The organism is Micromonospora sp. DT233 (genome assembly GCF_049841815.1).
Taxonomy (GTDB): Bacteria; Actinomycetota; Actinomycetes; order Mycobacteriales; family Micromonosporaceae; genus Micromonospora.
This window is the reverse complement of record NZ_JBNCLB010000003.1, coordinates 119525-140309: the sequence shown is the minus strand read 5'-3', so window position 1 is coordinate 140309 and position 20785 is coordinate 119525. Positions and strand designations below refer to the sequence as shown.

Here is a 20785-nt window from a genome sequence, read left to right as displayed (position 1 = left end):
GGGACGATCAAAAAGGTAACGGGCGGATGCCGGCGGTACCCGTCGTCAGCGGACCGGGTCGTGGGTGCCCCGCGGCACGTGGGGCTTGCAGCGACGCAGCCGCTCGGCGGCCATCCGACCGCCGACGGCCAAGCCGTGCCGCTCGACGGCGGCGAGCCCGTACGCGCTGCACGTCGGGGTGTAGCGGCACTGGCCCGGCCAGCGGTGCGACAGCCAGCGCCGGTAGCCGAGGATTGCCGCCCGGCCGGCCCGGTCGACCACCGGCGCCCGGGTCACCCCGGCGGCCATCGAGCCGAGGGTGAGCATGAACGAGAAGACTCCGAAGTCGCAGCAGGATGCACCGTCACAGTCGCAGTCGGTACAGGAGTCACCACGCTTCTTCTTGCGCCGCTTGGGCTTGAGGTTGATCACGCGTACATGATGCGACGGCCGCGCCAGTCACCGTGACGGCCCTGCGGGCCCGTCACCGTCGCAGAGGCCGGCGGGGTCAGGCCCAGACGGTGCGGCGCAGGCCGTCGTGACCGGCGCAGACGTCGGGGCGGCCGCCGGTGAGGCTGACCGTGCCGTCGCGGCACTGCACCAGGTAACCCTGCCCCGCCCAGAAGTCCGGCCCGCAGTCGAAGACGTCGCAGACCCGCACGTCGGGCCGGCGGACGCGGGTGCCGTCGCAGTAGTCGTACCCGAACGGGTTGGCCGGGGCGCCGCAGCGGCCGGGGCGCGGCGCGGCGGGTGACGCGGTCGGCCGGCGCGGTTTGCGGGCAGCCCGCTCGGTGGCACCGGCCGTGGGGGCGGCGGTGGCGGCGGAGGCGACGTCCGAGCCGGGGCGCACCGGCGGGTCCGATTCGAGCAGCGCCACCGGGATCAGCAGCGCCGCGGCGGCGGCGACCGCGACGGCACGCCGGCCGCCCGGCACGGCGGCGGCGAGCCGGGCCTGGGCGGGGGTGGCGATCGACGGGCGGAACGGCCGGAGCTGGTCGTGCTCGGCGATCAGCTCGTCGAGCTGGGCGAGGATCGTCCCCCGCTGCTCGATGGCCTCGGCGAAGGCGAGGGTGAGGGTGAACCGGAACTCGGCGGCGGCGTCGGCGGGCAGCAGCAGCCCGGACGCGCCCCGCCGGTCGAGTACCTGGATCAGCGTCACCGGGGCCGCCGGGTCGTGGGCCAGCCCGGTCATCTTCCCGTACGCCCAGTCGCGCCGGCCGTGCCCGCCGAGCAGGACCAACCGGCGGTCGGTGAGCACGGCGATCCCGGCGTCGACCACCTTGACCCCGTCGGGCCGCCGGTGGCGCAGCGCCGGCCGGCCGGCCTCGACGGTCAGGTCGGGGGCGGGGAGCACGGCGGTGTGCCGCAGCTCGACGAGCTGCGCGGCCGGCAGCGCCCAGAAGACCACCTCGCCGGGGGCGAGTTCGAGGGGCAGGCCGGCGTCGGTCGTCGCGGTGCGGCCGAAGTCGGCCGCCGTGGCGCGCAGCCGGCGCAGCTCGTCGTCGCGCCGCCGCCAGGCCCGCTCCGCGGCGCGGTACGCCCGCCGACGCCGTTCGTTCTGCCGGTGCGCCCACCGGTACCGCCACGTGTAACCCGTCGAATCAGTCTTCGCCACGCCGACTCCTCCGCCGCGCGAGCCACCAACCGGGGTGTCGTGAGGATCAACGGTCGCCGCGTGTCGGGCGGACCGGGAACGCTCCCGATTCACCCGATCGGTGGACACGGCGCGGCGCCCCGGCCGTCGCCGGCCGGTGAACCTCGGTCGCGGTGCGGACCGGGCGGTCTCTGGGTAACGTCAGCCGCAGCCGGGTCGCGACGCCGCGCCGGCCACCGCGATGCGACGCGACGCGAAGGGGGACCCGTGCCCGGCCCGGACCAGCGCCCGCGCGTCGTGATCGGCGTCGACATCGGCACCACCAGCACCAAGAGCGTGGCGTACGACAGCGAGGGGCGGCAGCTGGCCAGCCACTCGGTCGGCTACCCGCTGGACGAGCCGCACCCCGGCTACGCCGAGCAGGACCCACTGCTGATCTTCGACGCGGTGGTGGAGACGCTCCGCACGGTGGTGGCGCAGCTGCCCGACCCGGTCGCCGGGTTGTCGTTCAGCACCGCGATGCACAGCCTGATCGGGCTGGACGCCGACGGCGTGCCGCTGACCGCGTCGGTGACCTGGGCGGACTCGCGATCCAGTCGGCAGGCCGAGCGGCTGCGCAGCGTCCCCTCGGGGCTGGCGCTGCACCGGCGCACCGGCACCCCGGTGCACCCGATGGCCCCGCTGCCGAAGCTCGTCTGGTTCGCCGAGCAGGAGCCGAGCCTCTTCGGGCGGGTGGCGCACTGGGTCGGCATCAAGGACTACGTGCTGCTGCGGCTGGTCGGCGAGCTGGTCACCGACCACTCGGTGGCCTCGGCCAGCGGCCTCATGAACATCCACACCCTGAACTGGGACGCCCAGGCGCTGCGGATCGCCGGGATCACCGAGGAGCAACTGCCCCGGCTCGTGCCCACCACCACCGTGCTGCCGGGGCTCACCGCGTCGGCCGCCGCCGCGACCGGGCTGCCGGCGCAGACCCCGATCGTGGTCGGCGCGGGCGACGGCCCGCTGGCCAACCTGGGCCTCGGCGCGGTACACCCCGGCGTGGTGGCCTGCTCGATCGGCACCAGCGGGGCGATGCGGGTGATGGTGGAACGGCCCGCCGTCGACCCGCTGGGCGGGGTGTTCTGCTACGCGTTGACGCAGGACCGCTGGGTGGTCGGGGGCGCGATCAACAACGGCGGGGTGGTGTTGCAGTGGGCCGGCGATGCCCTCGCCCCCGAGCTGGGCGAGGAGTCCGAGGAGAAGCTGCTCGACCTGGCCGCCCAGGCGCCGGTGGGCTCGGGTGGGCTGATCATGCTGCCGTACCTGCTCAGCGAGCGCGCCCCGCACTGGAGCGCGCTGCCGCGCGGGGCGTACGTCGGGTTGACCCACGGTCACCGCCGCGAGCATCTGGTGCGGGCGGCGCTGGAGGGGGTCTGCCAGCAGCTCGCCCTGGTGTTGTCGTCGGTGCGGGCGGCCGGCAACGAGGTGCGGGAGGTGCGGGCCAGCGGCGGTTTCGCCCGCAGCCCGCTGTGGCGGCAGATCCTCGCCGACGCCCTCGGCATGCCCGTGCGCTTCCCCGCCGGCCACGAGGGCTCCAGTTTCGGCGCGGCGCTGCTGGGCATGCAGGCCCTCGGCCTGATCGCGTCCGTCGACGTCGCCGCCGACCTGGTCAAGATCGACGAGACGGTACGCCCCGACCCGGCCGCCGCCGCCGTCTACGCCGCCCTCCTGCCGTTGCACTCCGAGCTCTACGACGCGCTCGTCCCGACGTTCTCGTCGCTGCGCCGGCTCTCCCCGAGCCTGCCGGCCGAGCCACCGCCCACTCCCGCACCCATGTGATCGCCCGTGCCCTGCCCACACGGGCACCGTCCTAAGGTCGTGATGCCGTGCTGACTCTGCTCGCCGCACCGGCGGAGCCGCTCACCGTGCCGACTCTGCTCGCCGCACCGGCGGAGCCGCTCACCGACGCCGGTGACGCCCAACTGATCGTCGCGGCCCTGCTGGGCATCGCCGCGGTGGTGGTCCTCATCGCCTGGGCCAAGGTCCACCCGTTCCTGGCGCTGATCCTCGGCGCGGCCGTGCTCGGTGTCGCCGCGGGGGTGTCGCCCGAGCCCATGATCGAGTCGTTCAGCGGCGGCGTCGGCTCCACCGTCGGCGGGGTCGGCCTGCTGATCGCCCTCGGGGCGATGATCGGCGGGCTGCTCGCCGAGTCCGGTGGCGCGGACGGCATCGTCACCCGGATCGTCGACCGCGTCTCCGGCGGGGCGCTGCCCTGGGCGATGGCGGGGGTGGCCGCGCTGATCGGCCTGCCGCTCTTCTTCGAGGTCGGCGTGGTGCTGCTGGTGCCGATCGTGCTGCTGGTCGCCAAGCGCACCGGCGTACCGCTGATGAAGCTCGGCATCCCGGCGCTGGCCGGCCTGTCGGTGCTGCACGGCCTGGTGCCGCCGCACCCGGGCCCGCTGGTGGCGATCTCCTCGCTCAACGCGGACCTGGGCCTGACGCTCGGGCTGGGCCTGCTGGTCGCCATCCCGACCGTGATCATCTCCGGGCCGGTCTTCGGCAACCTGATCGCCCGGTACGTCCCCGCCACCATCCCCGAGTCGCTGCTGCCGACCCGCGCGCCGGCGCGTGCGGGCGCGGGTGCCGGCACCGGCCGGGGCGCGGGTGGGGCGGACGGGACCGGTCCGGGCGCGGGCGGCGCGGACAGCTCCGACCGGGGTCCCGCCGGTCGTGGGCCGAACGACGTCGACGGCGACCTGCTCACCGACGACGACCTGCTCAACCCGGGCACCGGCCGCCCCGGTGCCCCGGTCGACGACTCCGGCACCGAGACCGCCCGCCGGGCCCCGAAGTTCTGGCCCGCGGTGATCACGGTGCTGCTGCCGGTGGTGCTGATGCTGCTGCGGGCCGTCGGCGAGCTGACCCTGGCCGAGGGGAACGCCGGCCGCCGGGCCCTGGACATCGTGGGCACCCCCATCGTGGCCCTGCTGGCCGGGGTCATCCTGGCCATGTTCACCCTCGGCTACCAGGCCGGCTTCAGCCGCAGCCAGGTCTCGTCGGTGCTCGGCGGGTCGCTGCCGCCGATCGCGGGCATCCTGCTGATCGTCGCCGCCGGCGGTGGGTTCAAGCAGGTGCTGGTCGACGCCGGGGTGGGCAACCTGGTCGCCGACGCCGCCAAGGACGCCAGCCTTTCCCCGCTGGTACTGGGCTGGCTGGTCGCGGTCGGCATCCGGGTGGCCACCGGCTCGGCGACGGTCGCGACCATCACCGCCGCCGGCATCGTCGCCCCGCTCGCGGCGAGCCTCGACCAGCCGGGGGTGGCCCTGCTGGCCCTCGCCATCGGCTGCGGCTCGCTGTTCTTCTCGCACGTCAACGACGCCGGCTTCTGGCTGGTGAAGGAGTACTTCGGGCTGACCGTCGGGCAGACCATCAAGAGCTGGTCGGTGATGGAGACGATCATCTCGGTGGTCGGTTTCCTCGGCGTGCTCCTGCTCGACCTGCTGCTATGACGCCCCTGCCCCTCCCGCCTGCCCACTCGCCCCGCTCCATCCTCCGCTCGCCGCGCCTTGGATTCGCCTTGCCTCGGACTTCGCCGCCCCGCCTTCGCCCAGCCCTGCCCTCGCCCAGCCCTGCCCTCGCCCAGCCCTGCCCTCGCCCAGCCCTCGCCCCGCCCCGGACTAGCCCTTGTCAAGCGAGCAAGCGGGCAAGCGGGCAAGCGGGCAAGCGGGCAAGCGGGGGCATGGTCTGACGCGCCCCCTTTGGAGCTGATGTCGCAGGCGAATCGCGGGTGGCTGGGCCCTCAAGCCGAAAACCTCAAGATCAACTCAATGTCAATGACATGGCGGCCTCACTTCCACGGGATGCCCCAATGTCAATGACACGGTGTTGATCATGAAGTCCCGCACCGGGCACAGGCGGGGAACTCACCGCTTGCACGTCTGACTCATCCCGACTTGTCGGCTTTATGGTCGGCCTGTTGCCCGAAGCGTCGGCACTCGACACCCGACCACCGAAGCGTCGGCCACTCGACACCCGACCACGGAAGCGTCGCCGCTAGACCACCACCCGACCAGCCGGCCACCGCACCAGGGTGCGCGGACTGTCGGCTGTCGGGTGGTCGGACGGCCCGGTGATGTCGTAGACGATTCAGCTCCATAGGACTCGCAGGGGTATAGGTCCAGGCCTGCCGGCCCGCGTCGGCAAGACCAGCCACGCCGGTCGCCTGCCACCCGGCACCACCCAGCCGGCCCTGGATCGACCGGCCCCGAGACCAGCCGCGAAGACCAGCCAGGACCGGTCCCTGGACCAGCCGGCCGAGACCAAGGCGAGCAGAGACCAAAGGCAAGCAGAGACCAAAGGCCACCGGCCCCGGCCGGCCCGGGTCGATCAGGCCGGGCCGGGGCGCGGCACCGTCGATCAGGCGCGGCTGATCGCGTTGGCGTGGATCGCCTCGTTCAGGTAGGCGGTCAGGCCGGGGTGGATGTTCTCGTAGTGAGCGGTGAACCGGTCGTCGGCCAGGTACATGTCGGCCAGCCCGGTGTGGATCTCGTACGAGCAGTCGTAGAACCAGCGGCTGATGAGCTGCCGGTGCTCCTCTGCCAGCGCCATCGCCTCCGGGCCGTCGGCCGGGGCGCCGGAGTCGAGCACGGCACCGATCCGCCGCCCCCAGTCCTCGTTGTCGGCCTTGATGCGCAGCCAGTCCTCCTTGGCGTAGCCGGCGGTGCGCCGGCTGGACTCCCGGTACGCCTCGCCGTCGCCCCAGCGCTGCTGCGCCTCCGCGGAGTGCGCGTCGGGGTCGAAGTCGCCGAAGACCTCGAACCGCTCCTGCGGGGTCAGTCTGATGTTCATTCTTCTCGCCTCCATCGCCAGTTCGATCGCCGCGACCATCTCCTGCAACCGGCCGATCCGCCCGTTGAGCAGCTCGTGCTGCCGGCGCAGGTGCGCCGCCGGGTCGGCGGCCGGGTCGTCGAGGATCGCGGTGATCTCCTCCAGAGGGAAGTCCAGCTCACGGTAGTACCGGACGAGTTGCAGCCGGTCCAGGTCCGCGTCGTCGTAGCGGCGGTAACCGGCCGAGGTGCGCCCGCTCGGCGAGAGCAGGCCGATCTCGTCGTAGTGGTGCAGGGTCCGCACCGTCACCCCGGCGGCCTTCGCCACCTGTCCCACCGTGTACGCCATGGCTCCCTCCCTTTCGAAGACCAGGCTGCCGCCTGCCGTCGCGTGAGGGTCAAGCCTGATTCTGCGGCACCTGGGTGAGGGCGGCGCGCAGATCCGCCAGCGGGCCGGGGCGGCCGTACCGCCAGCCCTGGCCGTGGACGCAGCCGATCGCGGTGACCGCCGCGTGCTGGGCGTCGGTCTCCACCCCCTCGGCGACCACGGTCAGGTCGAACGCCCCGGCCAGCCGGGTCACCATCTCCACCGTGGCGTACGCGCGGGTGTCCTCACCGAGGCGGGCCACGAACGAGCGGTCGATCTTCAGGTCGGTGGCGGGGATGTCGTGCAGGTAGCTCAGCGACGAGTACCCGGTGCCGAAGTCGTCGATGGCGATCCGGATGCCCAGCTCGCGGAGCTGGCGCAGCCGCTCCAGCACCCGGTCGCTGCCGTCGATGAGCGCCGACTCGGTCAGCTCCAGGGTGAGCGCGCGGGGGGCCAGGCCCGCGCCGGCGGTGGCCGCGGTGACGGTGGCGATCAGGTCGGCGCGGCGCAGGTGGGCGGCGGCGATGTTCACCGCGACGGTCGCCTCGGGGGCCCGGTCCCGCCAGGTGGCGGCGGCGCGGCATGCCTCGTGGATCACCCACCGGTCGATCGGCAGGATCAGCCCGGTCTCCTCGGCCAGCGGCAGGAACTTCGCCGGGGTGAGCAGCCCCAGCCGGGGGTGCCGCCAGCGCACCAGCGCCTCGGCGCTGCGCACCTCGCCGGTGGCCAGGTCGACGATCGGCTGGTACTCCAGGTGGAACTGCTCCTCGTCGACGGCGCGGCGCAGGTCGGCGATCAGCTCCGCGCGGCCCACCACCGCCTCCCGCAGCGCCGGCGTGCAGGTGCGGTACGCGGACTTCCCGGCCGCCTTGGCCGCGTACATGGCGATGTCGGCGTCGCGCAGCAGGTCGGTGTGGGAGGTGTGCTGCGGGCCGTACTCGGCGATGCCGATGCTGGCCGAGGGGTGCACCCCCACGTCCTCCTCGCCCGCCGAGGGTTGCAGGGCGGCGAGGATCCGCTCGGCCACCCGCTCGGGGCGGGCCTGCCGGTTGCCGTCGACGATGACGGCGAACTCGTCGCCGCCGAGTCGGGCGATGCTGCCGTCGTCGGCCACGACCCGCTCCATCCGGGCGGCGATGCTGGTCAGCAGGTCGTCGCCGGCACCGTGCCCGAACCGGTCGTTGACCTGCTTGAAGCCGTCCAGGTCGAGCAGCAGCACCGACACGGGGGTCTCGTCGCGCAGCGCCCGGCGCAGCCGGCGGGTGAACATCAGCCGGTTCGGCAGGCCGGTGAGCTGGTCGGTGTAGGCGAGCTGGCGCAGCCGGGCGACCAGTCGCAGGTTCTCGTTGGCGGCCAGCCCCTGCCGCAGCGCCAGGACGCCGAGCAGCGCCATCATCCCGACGAAGACCAGCTGCGGGGTCTGCCCGGTGGGCCGGCGGGCCAGCACGACCGCGACGATCGCCCCGCCCACCGGCAGGTACGGCAGGGCGACCCGCCACCAGGGCGGCAGGGGCGACTCGGTGGCCTCGTCGGCGTCGGCGGGCGGCGGGGGCAGCGGGTAACCGCTGGCGAGCCCGATCAGCAGGTAGCTCAGCGGCCAGTAGAGGTCGACGAGGTGGCCGGGGGTGTAGTCGTGGTGCACGACCAGGGAGATGTACGTGGCGTCGGCGATCGCCCGGATGACCAGGCTCGCCCCGATCAGGGTCAGCGGCTGCCACACCGGGCGGCTCGGGCCGGCCACCGCCACGAGGATGGTCAGCTGCATCAGGTCGAGGATCGGGTAGAGCACCCCGAAGGTGTGCAGCGGATCGGCCAGGTCGGCGGCGGCCACGTCGCGGAAGACCAGCACCCAGCCGATCGGGATGAGCGAGAGCCCGACGATGACCCCGTCCAGCACGGTGCGGGCCCGGCCGATGGCGCTGCGCGGGGCGGCCAGGGAACAGAGCAGCGCGGCGGTGCCGGTGAGGATGCCGAGGGTGAACAGCGCCCCGATCAGCGGGGTGTGCGGCAGCCCGTCCCTGCTCAGCCGCTGCACGGTCCACAGCACGCGGCCGAGGGCCGCGAGCCACGCGGTGGCCGCGAGCAGCGCCCAGAGCCGGTGCAGCGGTGTCGGGTGTCGACGCGCCGCCCACAGGCAGGCGAAGCCGGCCCAGCTCGCCACGGCGACCGCGCCGAGGTCGCTGACCAGGGCCGCGCCGGGCAGGCGGGCGAAGAGCCAGATCGCCTCGGTCAGCAGGATCGCCACGGCCACGACAAGGCCGCGCCGGCCGGACCGGTACGCCCTGAAGGGGGCCGCGAAGGCGTGAGGTGCGTCGTGGGGCAGCACAGTGGTCGCTCCGGCTTCCTCTCCTTCGCGCACCTCGACGGTGAGGACCGGTCGTCGACGGCGAACCACGAAAGACTAGCCAGCCGCCGGGCGGCCCGCCAGAGCCGGCCGGTTCTCGTTGGCGCACCCGGCGTACCCGTTCGGCTGCGCCGGGCCGGCGGTCAGGCCCATTCCTCGGCCGGGTCGCCGTCGACCGGCCCGCCCACCGGCGCGAAGGGGTTCGCGGCGGCAGCTCCGGAGGGGACCGCCTGGCCGGCAAGGGCGGCAGCTCCGAAGGGGACCGCCGGGCCGGCGGGAGCGACGGGAACGACGGGAGCGACGGGAGCGACAGGAGCGACGGGAGCGACGGGAGCGACAGGGGGCTGGTCGGGGACGAACCGGTCCGGGGGGCCGCCGTGGGTCCACGGGGTCTGCGCCGGGTCGGGGAACGCACCCGCCGGCATGAACGCCTCCGACAGGGTGGTGAGGCAGAGCCGCTCCCCCACCTCCGGCACGGTGCCCGGCGGGGCGGTCAGCCCGCGCCCCATGCCGCCGGAGAGCTCCAGCACCACCTCGGTCTTGCCGTCGGCCGCCGGGGTCAGGAAGACCACCTTCGCCTTCTGCGTCGGGCGGGTCGGCGAGTAGAGGGTCGCGCCGACCGGCACCGTCACCGGCTCGGTGGTGACCACCTGGATGCGGGGGCGCAGCACCGGCCGCTTGCCGGTGTCGTCGATCCGCCTCGGGTCGGCCAGGGTCACGTCGCCGACGAACGCCTCCCCGGTCAGCCGGTGCTCCGCCATCACCAGCGGGTCGTCGTAGGCGCGCTGCACCGCGTATGAGGTGGCGGCCCGTTCCAGCCGGTGCAGGCGCACGGCCGCGGCCACCGCGCCGTCGCGGCGCGGCTGCGGGCCGCCGTCGGCGTCGACGTGCTCGGCGTACGCGGTGAAGGCGTCCCGGTCGCCGGCCCAGCGCGCGGCCACCCGCGCGCCGGGCGGCAGCGCCGAGAGCAGCCCCACGCCGCGCCACATCAGCTCCCAGGTGGGCGCGAGCTGACCGCGCAGCGCCCGCTCCAGCTCCGCGTACGCGCACTCGCGGGCCGCCGCGTCGTCGGCCGCCTCGGTGTACGCGGCGATGGCCGGGGCGAGGACCTTGTTGTCGAACTCGGGGTCGGTGGCCGGGCCGGCGGGCGGGCAGCGCGTCGGGTCCTCGGCCAGGGCCGCCGCCCGCGCGCCGTCGAGCCCCGGCGGCGGGTCGAGCCAGCCGAGCACTGCCGGCAGGTGCTGGTCCTCCACCGCGCTCTGCCCGGTGGCCCAGTGCAGGGTCAGCGCCTCGGTCAGCGCCACCAGCGCCGCCGAGCCGGGGTGCTCGGCCCGGTCGGCGAAGAACGTCAGCCAGCGCCCGAGCAGCGGCACCGCCGGGTGCACCGGGTAGTCGCCGTCGGTGCGGCGGAACCGGGTGGAGCGGCCGAGCAGCCGCAGGAAGGTGATCCCGGCCGGGTTCGGCACCAGCAGCTGCGGGGCGTCGACGTAGCGGTACCGCACGTCGCGGCCCCGGTCCACGGCGACGGCCTCGGCGACCCCCCGGAAGGACTCCAGGTGGGGCAGCACGATCCCGGCGAGTTCGGCGGCGAACGCGAAGCGCTGGTCCCGGTTGCGGGGCTGCGGCACGATCAGCAGCCGGGCGTCGTCCGGTGCGGTGCCGACCATTGCCGCGAGCGGGGCGTTGGCCTCGCCGGCCATGGCCAGCGGCACCAGCACCAGCGGCCGGGTCGACAGGTGCAGGTGCGCGACGGTGGCCACCGGCTGGGCCACCCCGGCGGCGAGCGCCTGCGCCTTGGCGAGCGCGCGCAGCGTACTCATGCGCTCTGCCCGGCCAGGGCGTCGGCGCGCAGCCGGGCGGCGGCCCGCAGCAGCGCGGCGGCCTCCGCCTGTTCCGGCTCGCCGGCGTGCTCCCCGGTGGCCAGCGCGAGGACCTCGGCGACGGTCGCCACCCCGCCGAGGGCCTCGCGGACCGGCCGGCCCAGGGTGGCGGTCTCGGCGCGGGTGGCGTCGCGGCAGAAGTACGCCAGCTCGCAGGCGGCCAGGCAGTCGGGGGCGTAGCGGGCGGGCACGGAGAGCAGGGAGCGGCGCACGTCGGCGGGGTCGGCCGCCGGGTCGGCGGTGAAGTCGGCGGGGACCCGGGTCAGCAGGTCGTCGATGCGGGCCATCCGGTCGAGCTGGCGGCGCAGCACCAGCAGTTGCCGGCGCACGTCGACGATGCTGGCCACCGGCTGGTTGGCGAAGTCGCGCGGGCAGACCAGCACCACGTCCGCCGAGACCAGCTCGGGGTCGTGCCCCTCGGCGGCCAGCAGCTGGCGCAGGGCCAGCACGTAGACGGCGGACTGGATCGCGGCGGCGGCCACCTTGGCCGGGTCGGCCTGCCCGTCGATGACCGGGAACGACTTGACCTCCACGACGTGGAAGCGGCCGGCGAGGCGGGCGGCGACCAGGTCCGGTTCCAGGTACACCCGCTGGCCGGCCACGTCGAGGCCGAGCAGCGGGTGGTCGAAGAGGGCGGCGGGGGCGTCGTCGCCGGTCGGCGCGGCGGCGGTCAGCGCGGCCCGGGACCGGGCGGAGCGGTCGGACTGGCCGGCCCGGTCGTCGGCCGAGAGGTCGGTCCAGGTCGCCGGGCCGGGGTCGGCGACGCCGAGCCGCTCGGCGACCAGCCGCAGCAGCTCGGCCCCGCCGTCGGCCTTGACCTGCGCCTCGAAGGCGTTGCCCCGGGTGATCGCGAAGCGGGACTGGCCGAACCGGGCGGGGAAGCCGACCCGCGCGGCCAGCTTCGTCTTGTCCGCCCCCGCGCTGTCCAGCACGGCCCGCCGGTCGCAGCCGGGGTTGCCGGTCAGCGCGGCGATCGTCCGGGCGTTGTGCCGCCGCGCCGGGGCGTCACCCCGGATCCCGGCCAGTCGCTCTTCGGTGCTCGTCACGACAGGTCACCTTAGGCGGTCGGCGTCGCGACGGCGCGGGCCGCGCCGCGCCGCACCAGCACGGTGACCGCGCCGGCGGCGGCGAGCGCCGTCGCGGCCATCACCCAGAGCACCGTACGCAGGCCGGAGGTGAAGCCCGGGTCGGCGAGCCGCCCGGCGGTGGTGCTGGCCAGCACCGCGCCGACCACCGCGATGGCGATGGTCTCGCTGGCCAGCCGGGCGGTGTTGATCATGCCGGCGCCGGTGGCGGCCCGGCCGGGGGCGACGCTGCCCACGGCGATGGCGTCGAGCAGCCCGATCGACAGGCCGATCCCCACCCCCATGGTGAGCAGCGGCCCCGCCAGGGCGGCGGCGTCGCTGCCCGGGGCGAGCACGGTGGCCCAGGCCGCGCCCACGCCGACCACCGCCACGGAGAAGACGATCACCGCCGAGGCCGGCACCAGCCGGGTCAGCGCGCCGGTGAGCAGCGGCAGGACCAGGGTGGGCGCGGTGAGCAGGATGAGGGTGCCGCCGGCCGCGCCGGGGGTCATCCCGACCACCGTGGTCAGGTACGACGGCAGGTAGACCAGCAGCGGCACCATGACGGCGACGATGGTGCCCGCCGCCAGGCAGACGCCGAGGAAGCGGGGGCTCGCCAGCAGGGTCAGGTCGAACATCGGCTCGGCGCGGCGGCGCTCCACCCGCACGAAGATCGCCAGCAGGGCCGCCGCCCCGCCGAAGGCGGCCACGATCACCGGGTCGGCCCAGCCGAACTCGGGGCCCTGCACGAAGCCGAAGATGAGCAGCAGCAGCGCCCCGGTGAAGGTGACGGTGCCCGGCCGGTCGACCCGGCCGGCGCGCGCCGGGCGGGACTCGGGCAGCAGCGGGACCAGGGCGAGCACCGCGCAGGCGGCCAGCGCCGGGGCGGCGAAGACGGCCCGCCAGCCGAACGCCTCGATCAGCAGCCCGGAGATCGACGGGCCGAACGCCAGGCCCGCGCCGATGGCCGTGCCGAAGAGGCTGAACGCGCGGGCGCGGGCCGGGCCGGTGAACGCGTCGGCCAGCAGCGCCGCGGCGCTGGTCGCGGCGGCGGCGGCGCCCACGCCGGCGACCGCGCGCAGGGCGTCGAGCAGCACGATGTTCCCGGCGAACGCGCCGGCCAGCCCGGCGGCGGCGAAGATCGCCAGCCCGGCGGCGTAGACGCGGCGGCGGCCGAAGATGTCGGCGAGCGCGCCGCTGGCGAGCATGAAGCTGGCGAAGGTGGCGTTGTAGGCGTTCACCACCCACTGCACCCCGGCCAGCCCGGCGTCGAGGTCGCGGCCGATGTCCGGCAGCGCGACGGACGCGCCGGTCAGCGACAGCGGCAGCGACACTGTGGACAGCAGGACGGCGACCAGCACGACGGCCGGATGGTTGCGCACGACTCTCCCCGTTCCTCGCGGCCGTCCCAGCGTAGTGGGGGTGGGTCAGCGGCCGGCGGAGCGGTTCCAGGGTGAGCGGGGCAGGGTGGTGCCGGCCGAGGGGCGGCGGGCGCGGCGGCGCGGGCGGCGACGCGGGGTGCAGGGCGGGCGGGACGCGGTGGGGGCGGGGGGCTCCGACGTCAGGGCGGGCTGACAGCCGATCAGCCAACTGAGGAAACGGGCCATCGACGGCTCAGCCGACCGGGAGGCGACGCGCCTCGGCCCGGTCGATGTCGTACTGGACCCCGCAGAAGCTGCACTGCTGCACGTAGCGGGTGCGCACCGGGATCAGCGGGATGAAGAAGAGGGTGAACTTCGTGGACCGCCGGCTGATCACCTGGGCGGCGTGGTTGCCGCAGTTGCGGCACACCTGCTGCACCACGCCCGAGCGGTCGACCTTGGTGCGGAGCCCGAATATGAAGAACATCGCCCCGCTATACCCACCCGGGTCCGTCTTCACCCTCGAATCGGCGATCCGGCCCGCCGGGCACCGGCGCCCGATGCCCGACGGAGCCGCGCCGTCACCGCTCGGGGAGCCAGATCGGCTGCCAGTCGGGCATCTCGTGGTAGCGGACCAGCTCGCCGAGGCCGGCGACCGAGCCGCTCCACGCCGCGTACGGGGGGTGCCGCTCGTCGAAGCCGCTCTGCACGAAGGTGAGCCTGGTCTTCCCGTCGGACTCGGCCAGCTCCCAGGTGGTGACGCCCGACGGGCTGCCCCAGTCGACCGACATCCGCCGGCCCGGCTCCAGGTCCACGACCTTGGCGGTGTAGCCGGTGTCGAAGCCGCCCATGGCGTACCGGCCGCCGACCCGGGGCTCGATGCCGATGGGGTAGCCGAACCAGGCGCTGGCCTGCTCCGAGTCGGTCAGCGACTCGTACACCCGGTCGGTCGGGGCGTCGATGAGCAGCTCGCCGCGCAGCCGCGCGGAGGTGAAGTCGGTGCGCGGCAGCAGCGGGCGGCCCTCCAGCCGGGCGGCCAGGTTGGTGATCGCCAGCGACCAGTACGTCTGGAGCACCCCCCGGACGCTGCTCTCGGCGATCGCCTCGGCGAAGTCGAAGTGGCTCTGCCGCAGCGTGAGGATCGTCGACTCCCCCTCGGGGGTCAGGGATATCTCGGTGCTGGTCTCCACCCCGTCGAGCAGCCAGGCGAAGCGCAGGGTCCGGTCGTCGACGTGCAGCAGCCGCTGGTGCGGGGCGTCACCGGAGGGGGTGTAGCGCCCCCAGAACGCGTACCGGTGCGGCAGCTCGACCTCGGCGTGCTCGGCCAGCCAGACGCGCAGCTCGGCCGGGTCGGTCAGGGCCCGGTGGACCGCGTCGGCGGGCGCGGCGAGCCGGGCGCGCAGGGTCATCGGTTCAGTCATCGTTCTCCCCCTTGGGGTAACAGGCCACGGCGAGCTTGAAGGCGTCGCCCTCGGCGCCCCCGTAGCGGGTGAACAGGTCCTGCAGGGTGCCGCGCAGGTCGGCGAGGAACTCCTGCCGGCGCTCGGCCGGCACCCGGATCTCCCCGGAGACCCCGATCGAGGGCAGCTCGGGGGCCGCCCGGTCCAGGGCGGCGACGTCGGCCTGGACCTCCTCCATCAGGTCGAGCAGGTGGCCGAGGCTGAGCTCGTCGCGGGCCCGGCGCAGCCCGCCGATGCGGCCGACGAGCCGGGGCGAGAGCCAGTACGACCGGGCGACGGCCTGGTAGCTGCCCTCGCTGATGCCGCGCACCTGCCGCTGCGAGACCTGCTCGGCCAGGCCGGCCGCGACGAGCTGCTTGACGTGGTAGTAGACCCGCTGCGGGGTCTGGCCGAGCCGGGCGGCGACCTCGGTGCAGGTGCGGGGCTCGGCCAGTTGCCGCAGCACCTCGATGCGGCGCGGCTTGAGCAGGCTCTCCGCCTGCCCCATCTCTTCCAGGTACAGGACGTCTCTCATAACAAAATCAGTTTGTACGTACAAAACTTCTTTGTCAATCGGTTCGGGAAAAGGGACGGCCGACGCGGCCGTCCCTTTTCGTCAGCGTCGGCTCAGGCCGGCCAGTCCGGGCGCAGCGGGTAGCCGCTGACCCCGCGCGGGTCGGTGCGGGTGGCCAGCACCTGGTGCAACTGGATCTCGTTGCGCTCGAACGCCAGCCGCGACCCGGCCATGTACAGGCCCCACACCCGGGCGGTGCCCTCGCCGACCTCGGCCACGCAGGCGTCCCAGTTCGCCACCAGGTTGCGGCACCAGCCGGCCAGGGTCAGCGCGTAGTGCGCCCGCAGGTTCTCCTCGTGCTGCACCTCCAGCCCGACGTCGTGGATCTCGCCGATCAGCCGGCCGGGACCGGCCAGCTCCCCGTCGGGGAAGACGTACCGGTCGATGAACGCGCCGGAGCGGTGCGGCGCGCGGTTGTCGGCCCGGGTGATGCAGTGGTTGAGCAGCCGGCCACCGGGGCGCAACCGGCCCCCCAGGGCGCGGAAGTAGCCCGGGTAGTTGCGCACCCCGATGTGCTCGGTGAGGCCGATCGAGGAGATCGCGTCGAACTGCTCGCGCGGGGCGTCCCGGTAGTCCAGGTGCCGCACCTCGGCCAGCCCGCCCAGCCCCTCCCGCTCGATCGCCGCCTGCGCCCACTGCGCCTGCGCCTTCGACAGGGTCACCCCGAGCGCCCGCACCCCGTACTCGCGGGCCGCGTGCCGGACCATGCCGCCCCAGCCGCAGCCCACGTCGAGCAGCCGCATCCCCGGCCGCAGCGCGAGCTTCCCGGCGACCAGCTCGTACTTGGCGGCCTGGGCCTGCTCCAGCGTGTCGCCAGGGCTGCGGAACAACGCGCACGTGTACGTCATCGACTCGCCGAGCACCAACTCGTAGAAGGCGTTCGAGACGTCGTAGTGGTGGGAGATGACGCTGCTGTCCCGGGACCGGGAGTGGCGCAGCCCGTTGACGACCCGCTTCCAGCGCGGCGCGGACTCCTGCGGCGGGGGCGGCGGCGGCATCAGCCGCTCCCGGCCCAGCCCGCGCAGCAGGGCCAGCCCCTCGGCCAGCGCCGGCGGGCGCAGCCGCAACTGCTCCTTGAGCACCCGCAACGCCTCGTACGGGTCGCCCGGGTGCACCCCGCCCAGGGTCAGGTCGCCCCGCACGTACGCCCGGACCATGCCCAGGTCGCCGGGGGCCGTGAGCAGGTACGACAAGCCCCGCTCGGAGTTGATGCCCATGGTGATCCCGGCGTCGGCGGGGCCGACGGCGGTGCCGTCGTACCCGGTGACCCGCACCGGCAGGGGCTCGGCCGTGACGGCGCGGACCACGTCGGCCACGGTCGGGGTCGGGCGCCGGGTCTCGGCCGGCGGGACGGGCGACGGACCAGCCGCCCCCTGTTCACGTTCGGTCAGGCTCATTGTCGTGCTACCGCCTTCTCGTAGAGTCCGGTGAGCCGGTGGTCCGGGTCGTAACGCTCCTTCACCGCCCGCCAGGTGTCCCCGCCGTAGAGCCGGTCGAACGCCTCGCGGTCGTAATACGCGTCCGAGTAGAGCGACTTGTGGCCGCCCGCCTCGGACACCGCGTGCTCGACCAGCCGGTTGACGTCGCCGTCGGCGGCGCCCTCGGCGATCGGCACGGTCCCCCAGAAGCCGATGTTGACGTAGGTTTGCCCCGGTTCCAGGGGGTAGAGCGGCCAGGCCCGTGCCGATCCGGGGCCGGCGGGCTCGCGCAGCCGCAGCGGGCAGAGCCAGACCGGCGACATCCGCACCCGCCGGGCGAACCAGCGCAGGAACTCGGCGGTGCCCGCCAGCGGGACCTCCACGTCCTGCACCACCCGTTCCCGGGCCGGCCGCCCGCGCAGCCGGTCGACCCGGGCGACCACCTGATGCCGGTGCTCCAGCCGGACCAGGCGGTGATAGACGTCGCTGCGCCGCAGACGCGCCGGCCAGAGCCGCCGCACCACCGGGTGCTGCGCCCCGAACGCCCCCGAGCACCAGAACCAGTCGGTGTCCCACCGCCAGAGGTAGTCGTAGGCGCTCAGCCAGTCGCGGGGCAGCCGGCGCAGCGAGCGGTAGTAGATCTCCTCGCCGGTGTAGTCGCCGACCTTCGGCGCGGTGTCGGTGAAGGTGGCCAGCACCAGGTACGCCTCGCCGGGGCTGAACATCACCCCGTCCATCGCGTCCACCGGCTCGCCGCCCCAGGATCGGGTGGCGGTGACCTCGCCGATCGCCTCGACCAACGCGTCCAGGTCGGTGAAGCGCACGTTGCGCAGCGCCACGTACCGCCGCACCGGCGCCAGCTCGATGCGCAGCCGGGTCGCGTACCCCAGGCTGCCCAGCGAGTTGGGGAAGGCCGCGAAGAGGTCGGCGTGCTCCCCCTCCGGGCGGACGGTGACGATCTCCCCCGCGCCGGTGAGCACGTCCATCTCCAGCACCGACTCGTGCGGCAGGCCGTGCCGGAACGAGGTGGACTCGATGCCGAGCCCGGTCACCGCGCCGCCCAGGGTGATGGTGCGCAACTGCGGCACCACCAGCGGCATCAGCCCGTGCGGCAGGGTCGCGTCGACCAGCCGCTCGTAGGTGCACATGCCCTGCACGTCGGCGGTGCGGGCGACCGGGTCGACGCCGAGCACCGAGCCGAGGCCGCTGACGTCCAGGCCGGGGGCGCTCGGCGTCGACCTCGGGCGGAACAGGTTCGAGGTGCGTTTCGCCAGTCGCACGGTCTCGCCGGCGGGCACCGCGGCGTACGACCGCCGCAGCAGCTCCACCGCTCCGTCGTGGTCAACCTGATGATCCACACGGACAGCACACATGACGAGCACTTTACGCGCACGGGCGTCGATCCCGCGGGTATCGCCACGGCGGCATTCGCCAGGTCAGCGACCGTGACCGCCGCTCACGCGGGGCGCAACGCCCGGAGCTGGGCGAGGTGCTTGGGCAGGTGGACCCGGGTGTGCAGGTCGAGGGCCCGGCCCCAGGGCAGCGCCTCGTCCACCCGCAGGTCGACGTCCTCGTGCAGCCGCGTCCGCACCGGCGTCTGCGCCGCCGGCCCCAGCCGGTCCACCAGCGCGCAGAGCCCCTCGCTGGTCGCGCGCAGCAGGGTGGCCAGCCCGGTCAGCCCGCCGTGCTCGGCGGCCAGCGCGTCGAGCTGCGGCCGGTGCACGGTCTCCAGGTCGTAGTACGCGAACGGCGACCCGTTCAACACCGCCTCGGTGGCCTCGCTCATCAGTTCGTCGTTGACCGCCAGGTGCGCCACGATCTGCTCGGCGCTCAACCCCCCGTCGTCCGGCGGCGCGAACCCGCCCGCCTCCACCTCGGCGAGCACCTCGTCGTACGCCCGCCGCAACCCCGCGCTCTCCACGCCCCCAGTCAATCGCGCGGCCGGGCGGGCGGCGGCGCGCTACCGCACCCGGTTCACCCGGACGGGGACGCCGGGCGGGGCCGGTTCAGCGGCCCCGGCGGGCGCGCAGGTAGTCGCTGACCACGTACTCGCCGAGGTCGCCCAGGTCCGGGGTGAACATCCGGCCCCCGCAGCGGCGGGCCACCGCGTCGACGAAGCTGTGCAGGCCCGGATCGTCGCCGAGCATGAAGAGGTTGAGCGTCGCGCCGGCCCGGCTGAGCCGGTCGACCTCCCGGATCGTCGCCTCGACGGTCTCCGGCAGCGACGGCCAGTGGAAGTACGCCGCCCCGTCGTCCGGGTCCAGGTGGGCGGTCGGCTCGCCGTCGGTGACCACGAGGACCACCTGCTCCGCGCCCGGGTGCCGGCGCAGGTGCCGGCCCGCCAGCCGCAGGGCGTGCTGGAGGTTGGTGCCCTGTTGCAGATCCGGCTCCACCGCCGCCAACTCCGCCTGGGTCAGCGTCGCCGCCTCCAGGCCGAAGCCGATGATCTGCAACGCGTCCTGCGGGAACCGGGTGGCCATCAGGTGCGACAGGGCCAGCGCCGTCTGCTTCATCGGCCCCCAGCGCTGCTGCGAGTACATCGAGTACGACAGGTCCACGCAGAGCGCCACCGCCGCCGACGCCCGGCGCTCGGTCTCGACCACCTCGAAGTCGGCGGCCACCAGCGCAACGGGCACCCTCGGGCCGGCGCGACCCACCGCCCGGGTGAGGGTGCGCACCACGTCGACCGGCTGCTCGTCGCCGTACTCCCACGGCCGCGACGCCCCGCTCACCTCGCCGGCGGCACCGGCGGAGCGCAGGTCGTGCCGGCCGCGCGGCCCGGCGGTCAGGTCGGCGAAGACCCGGCGCAGGGCGCTGTCCGCGAGCCGGCGCAGCGCCTTCGGGCTCAGCGTCAGCCCGTCGGCGTCGCGGGTCACCCAGCCCTGCCGGCGCAGCTCCCCCTCCAGCTCGCGCAGCCGCAGCAGGTCGTCGGCGGCGTCGCGGCCCAGGGTGCGGGAGACCGCCTCGACGTCCACGTCGTCGAGGGTGCCGCCCGGTTGCTCCGGGTCGAGGCCGTCCAGCAGCGCGTCCAGCTCGGCGATCTCGTCGAGCGCGCCGGCCGCCTCGCCGTATCCGAGGGGTTGCTGGCCGCGGACCTGCTCGCCGCGGTTCCAGTTCAGCTCCGGGCGCAGCGCCCGCAGGTTGGCGTCCAGCGCCGACAGCTCGCCGGCCAGCCGGTCGCCGAGGGACTGCCCCATCAGCCCGGCCAGCTCCTCGCGCTGGCGCTCCGACAGCGACCGCATCAGCCGCTGTCCGGCCGCCGCGCGGCGGGCCAGCACGTCGACCAGCTCGTCGACGTCGGCCGGGCGCTCGGGGAAGAACTCGCCGTGGCGGCGCATGAACTCCGCGAACGCGTCGGTGGTCTCCTCCGACCGGGCGTGCCGGGCCAGCAGGTCGTTGAGGTCGCGCATCATCTCGGCGAGCTGCCGCTGCACGGCCGGGTCGGCGGTGGCCCGCGCCGCGTCCCGCAGCCCCGCGAAGCGCTGCTCCAGCACGTCACCGCGCAGCCCGTCGAGGATCTTCTGGTACGCCTGCCGGGCCTCGTCGCTGACCCAGGGGTAGCCGGCGAGCTCCTGCACCGCGCGGGCGGTGGAGCGGGGCAGGTTGTCGAGCACCGCCTCGGCGAACCGGGCCGCCTCGTCGGCCCGCCCGCGCAGCTCGTCGCGCTCGGCGGCGAGAGCCTGGTCGAGCAGGGCGCGGGCGCGGGTGACCGCCCCGTCCAGGCCGCCCCGGCGCAACGCCTCGCGGCGCAGTCGCCGGGCGCGGTCGGCGAGGCCGTCCAGGCCGTCGCGCCCCTGCGGGCCGCGCCGCAGCAGGCCGCGCAGCGCCTCCCGCAGGCTCCCCCCGGCCAGCACCTCCGCGCCGACCGCGTCCACGGCGGCCCGCACGTCGTACGGCGGGGCGAGCGGGTCGGGGCCGCCGCGCCACTGCCCGTACCGGAACCGGTTGCCGGCCATC

General features: G+C 74.8%; 17 protein-coding genes. 2 read left to right on the top strand and 15 right to left on the bottom strand.

What is annotated here, in order from left to right; genetic code table 11:
• Nucleotides 1-45 precede the first annotated feature (45 nt).
• Both yidD and ACLQ2V_RS08625 read right to left on the bottom strand, forming a co-directional pair.
• Entirely contained in the window at nucleotides 46-411 is a 366-nt protein-coding gene (gene yidD / locus ACLQ2V_RS08630) for a membrane protein insertion efficiency factor YidD (protein WP_425717865.1), read from the bottom strand.
• Nucleotides 412-487: 76 nt separating this feature from the next.
• A complete protein-coding gene (locus ACLQ2V_RS08625) occupies nucleotides 488-1594 on the bottom strand; it encodes a hypothetical protein (protein ID WP_425717864.1) in 1107 nt (368 codons plus the stop codon).
• A 246-nt stretch (nucleotides 1595-1840) separates the two neighbouring features.
• On the opposite strand from ACLQ2V_RS08625, the gene ACLQ2V_RS08620 reads away from it, so the two are divergent.
• A complete protein-coding gene (locus tag ACLQ2V_RS08620; RefSeq protein ID WP_425717863.1) occupies nucleotides 1841-3394 on the top strand; it encodes a gluconokinase in 1554 nt (517 codons plus the stop codon).
• Nucleotides 3395-3480: 86 nt separating this feature from the next.
• The gene (locus ACLQ2V_RS08615; protein WP_425718314.1) at nucleotides 3481-5064 is read left to right on the top strand and encodes a GntP family permease; all 1584 of its coding nucleotides are present in this window, start codon (nucleotides 3481-3483) and stop codon (nucleotides 5062-5064) included.
• 907 nt (nucleotides 5065-5971) lie between these two features.
• On the opposite strand, the gene ACLQ2V_RS08610 is transcribed toward ACLQ2V_RS08615, so the two are convergent.
• The 13 genes from ACLQ2V_RS08610 to ACLQ2V_RS08550 all read right to left on the bottom strand — a co-directional run bounded on the left by ACLQ2V_RS08610 (nucleotide 5972) and on the right by ACLQ2V_RS08550 (nucleotide 20784).
• Entirely contained in the window at nucleotides 5972-6730 is a 759-nt protein-coding gene (locus ACLQ2V_RS08610) for a MerR family transcriptional regulator (protein ID WP_425717862.1), read from the bottom strand.
• Between the two features lie 49 nt (nucleotides 6731-6779).
• A complete protein-coding gene (locus ACLQ2V_RS08605) occupies nucleotides 6780-8993 on the bottom strand; it encodes a putative bifunctional diguanylate cyclase/phosphodiesterase (RefSeq protein ID WP_425717861.1) in 2214 nt (737 codons plus the stop codon).
• 242 nt (nucleotides 8994-9235) lie between these two features.
• The gene (locus tag ACLQ2V_RS08600) at nucleotides 9236-10912 is read right to left on the bottom strand and encodes a hypothetical protein (RefSeq protein WP_425717860.1); all 1677 of its coding nucleotides are present in this window, start codon (nucleotides 10910-10912) and stop codon (nucleotides 9236-9238) included.
• Complete coding sequence (locus ACLQ2V_RS08595; RefSeq protein WP_425717859.1) at nucleotides 10909-12018, bottom strand: hypothetical protein; 1110 nt, start codon at nucleotides 12016-12018, stop codon at nucleotides 10909-10911. Before ACLQ2V_RS08595 ends, ACLQ2V_RS08600 begins: the two co-directional genes overlap by 4 nt.
• An 11-nt stretch (nucleotides 12019-12029) precedes the next feature.
• The gene (locus tag ACLQ2V_RS08590; protein ID WP_425717858.1) at nucleotides 12030-13418 is read right to left on the bottom strand and encodes an MFS transporter; all 1389 of its coding nucleotides are present in this window, start codon (nucleotides 13416-13418) and stop codon (nucleotides 12030-12032) included.
• Nucleotides 13419-13463: 45 nt separating this feature from the next.
• Complete coding sequence (locus tag ACLQ2V_RS08585; protein WP_425717857.1) at nucleotides 13464-13643, bottom strand: hypothetical protein; 180 nt, start codon at nucleotides 13641-13643, stop codon at nucleotides 13464-13466.
• Between the two features lie 7 nt (nucleotides 13644-13650).
• Nucleotides 13651-13884, bottom strand: a complete 234-nt coding sequence (locus tag ACLQ2V_RS08580) for a zinc-ribbon domain-containing protein (protein ID WP_425717856.1) — start codon at nucleotides 13882-13884, stop codon at nucleotides 13651-13653.
• Nucleotides 13885-13978: 94 nt separating this feature from the next.
• Entirely contained in the window at nucleotides 13979-14818 is an 840-nt protein-coding gene (locus tag ACLQ2V_RS08575) for an SRPBCC domain-containing protein (RefSeq protein WP_425717855.1), read from the bottom strand.
• Nucleotides 14811-15371: a helix-turn-helix domain-containing protein gene (locus ACLQ2V_RS08570; RefSeq protein ID WP_425717854.1), complete on the bottom strand. Its 561-nt coding sequence runs from the start codon at nucleotides 15369-15371 to the stop codon at nucleotides 14811-14813. The genes ACLQ2V_RS08575 and ACLQ2V_RS08570 overlap by 8 nt, the downstream gene beginning before the upstream one ends.
• 92 nt (nucleotides 15372-15463) lie before the next feature.
• On the bottom strand, nucleotides 15464-16807 hold the full coding sequence (locus ACLQ2V_RS08565; RefSeq protein ID WP_425717853.1) for a class I SAM-dependent methyltransferase: 1344 nt from the start codon (nucleotides 16805-16807) through the stop codon (nucleotides 15464-15466).
• Nucleotides 16804-18201: an FAD-binding oxidoreductase gene (locus ACLQ2V_RS08560; protein ID WP_425717852.1), complete on the bottom strand. Its 1398-nt coding sequence runs from the start codon at nucleotides 18199-18201 to the stop codon at nucleotides 16804-16806. Before ACLQ2V_RS08560 ends, ACLQ2V_RS08565 begins: the two co-directional genes overlap by 4 nt.
• Nucleotides 18202-18284: 83 nt before the next feature.
• Nucleotides 18285-18749 carry a hypothetical protein gene (locus ACLQ2V_RS08555; protein ID WP_425717851.1) on the bottom strand — a complete coding sequence of 155 codons (465 nt, stop codon included), beginning with the start codon at nucleotides 18747-18749 and terminating at the stop codon, nucleotides 18285-18287.
• Between the two features lie 85 nt (nucleotides 18750-18834).
• Nucleotides 18835-20784: a VWA domain-containing protein gene (locus tag ACLQ2V_RS08550; protein WP_425717850.1), complete on the bottom strand. Its 1950-nt coding sequence runs from the start codon at nucleotides 20782-20784 to the stop codon at nucleotides 18835-18837.
• Nucleotide 20785: the final 1 nt, after the last annotated feature.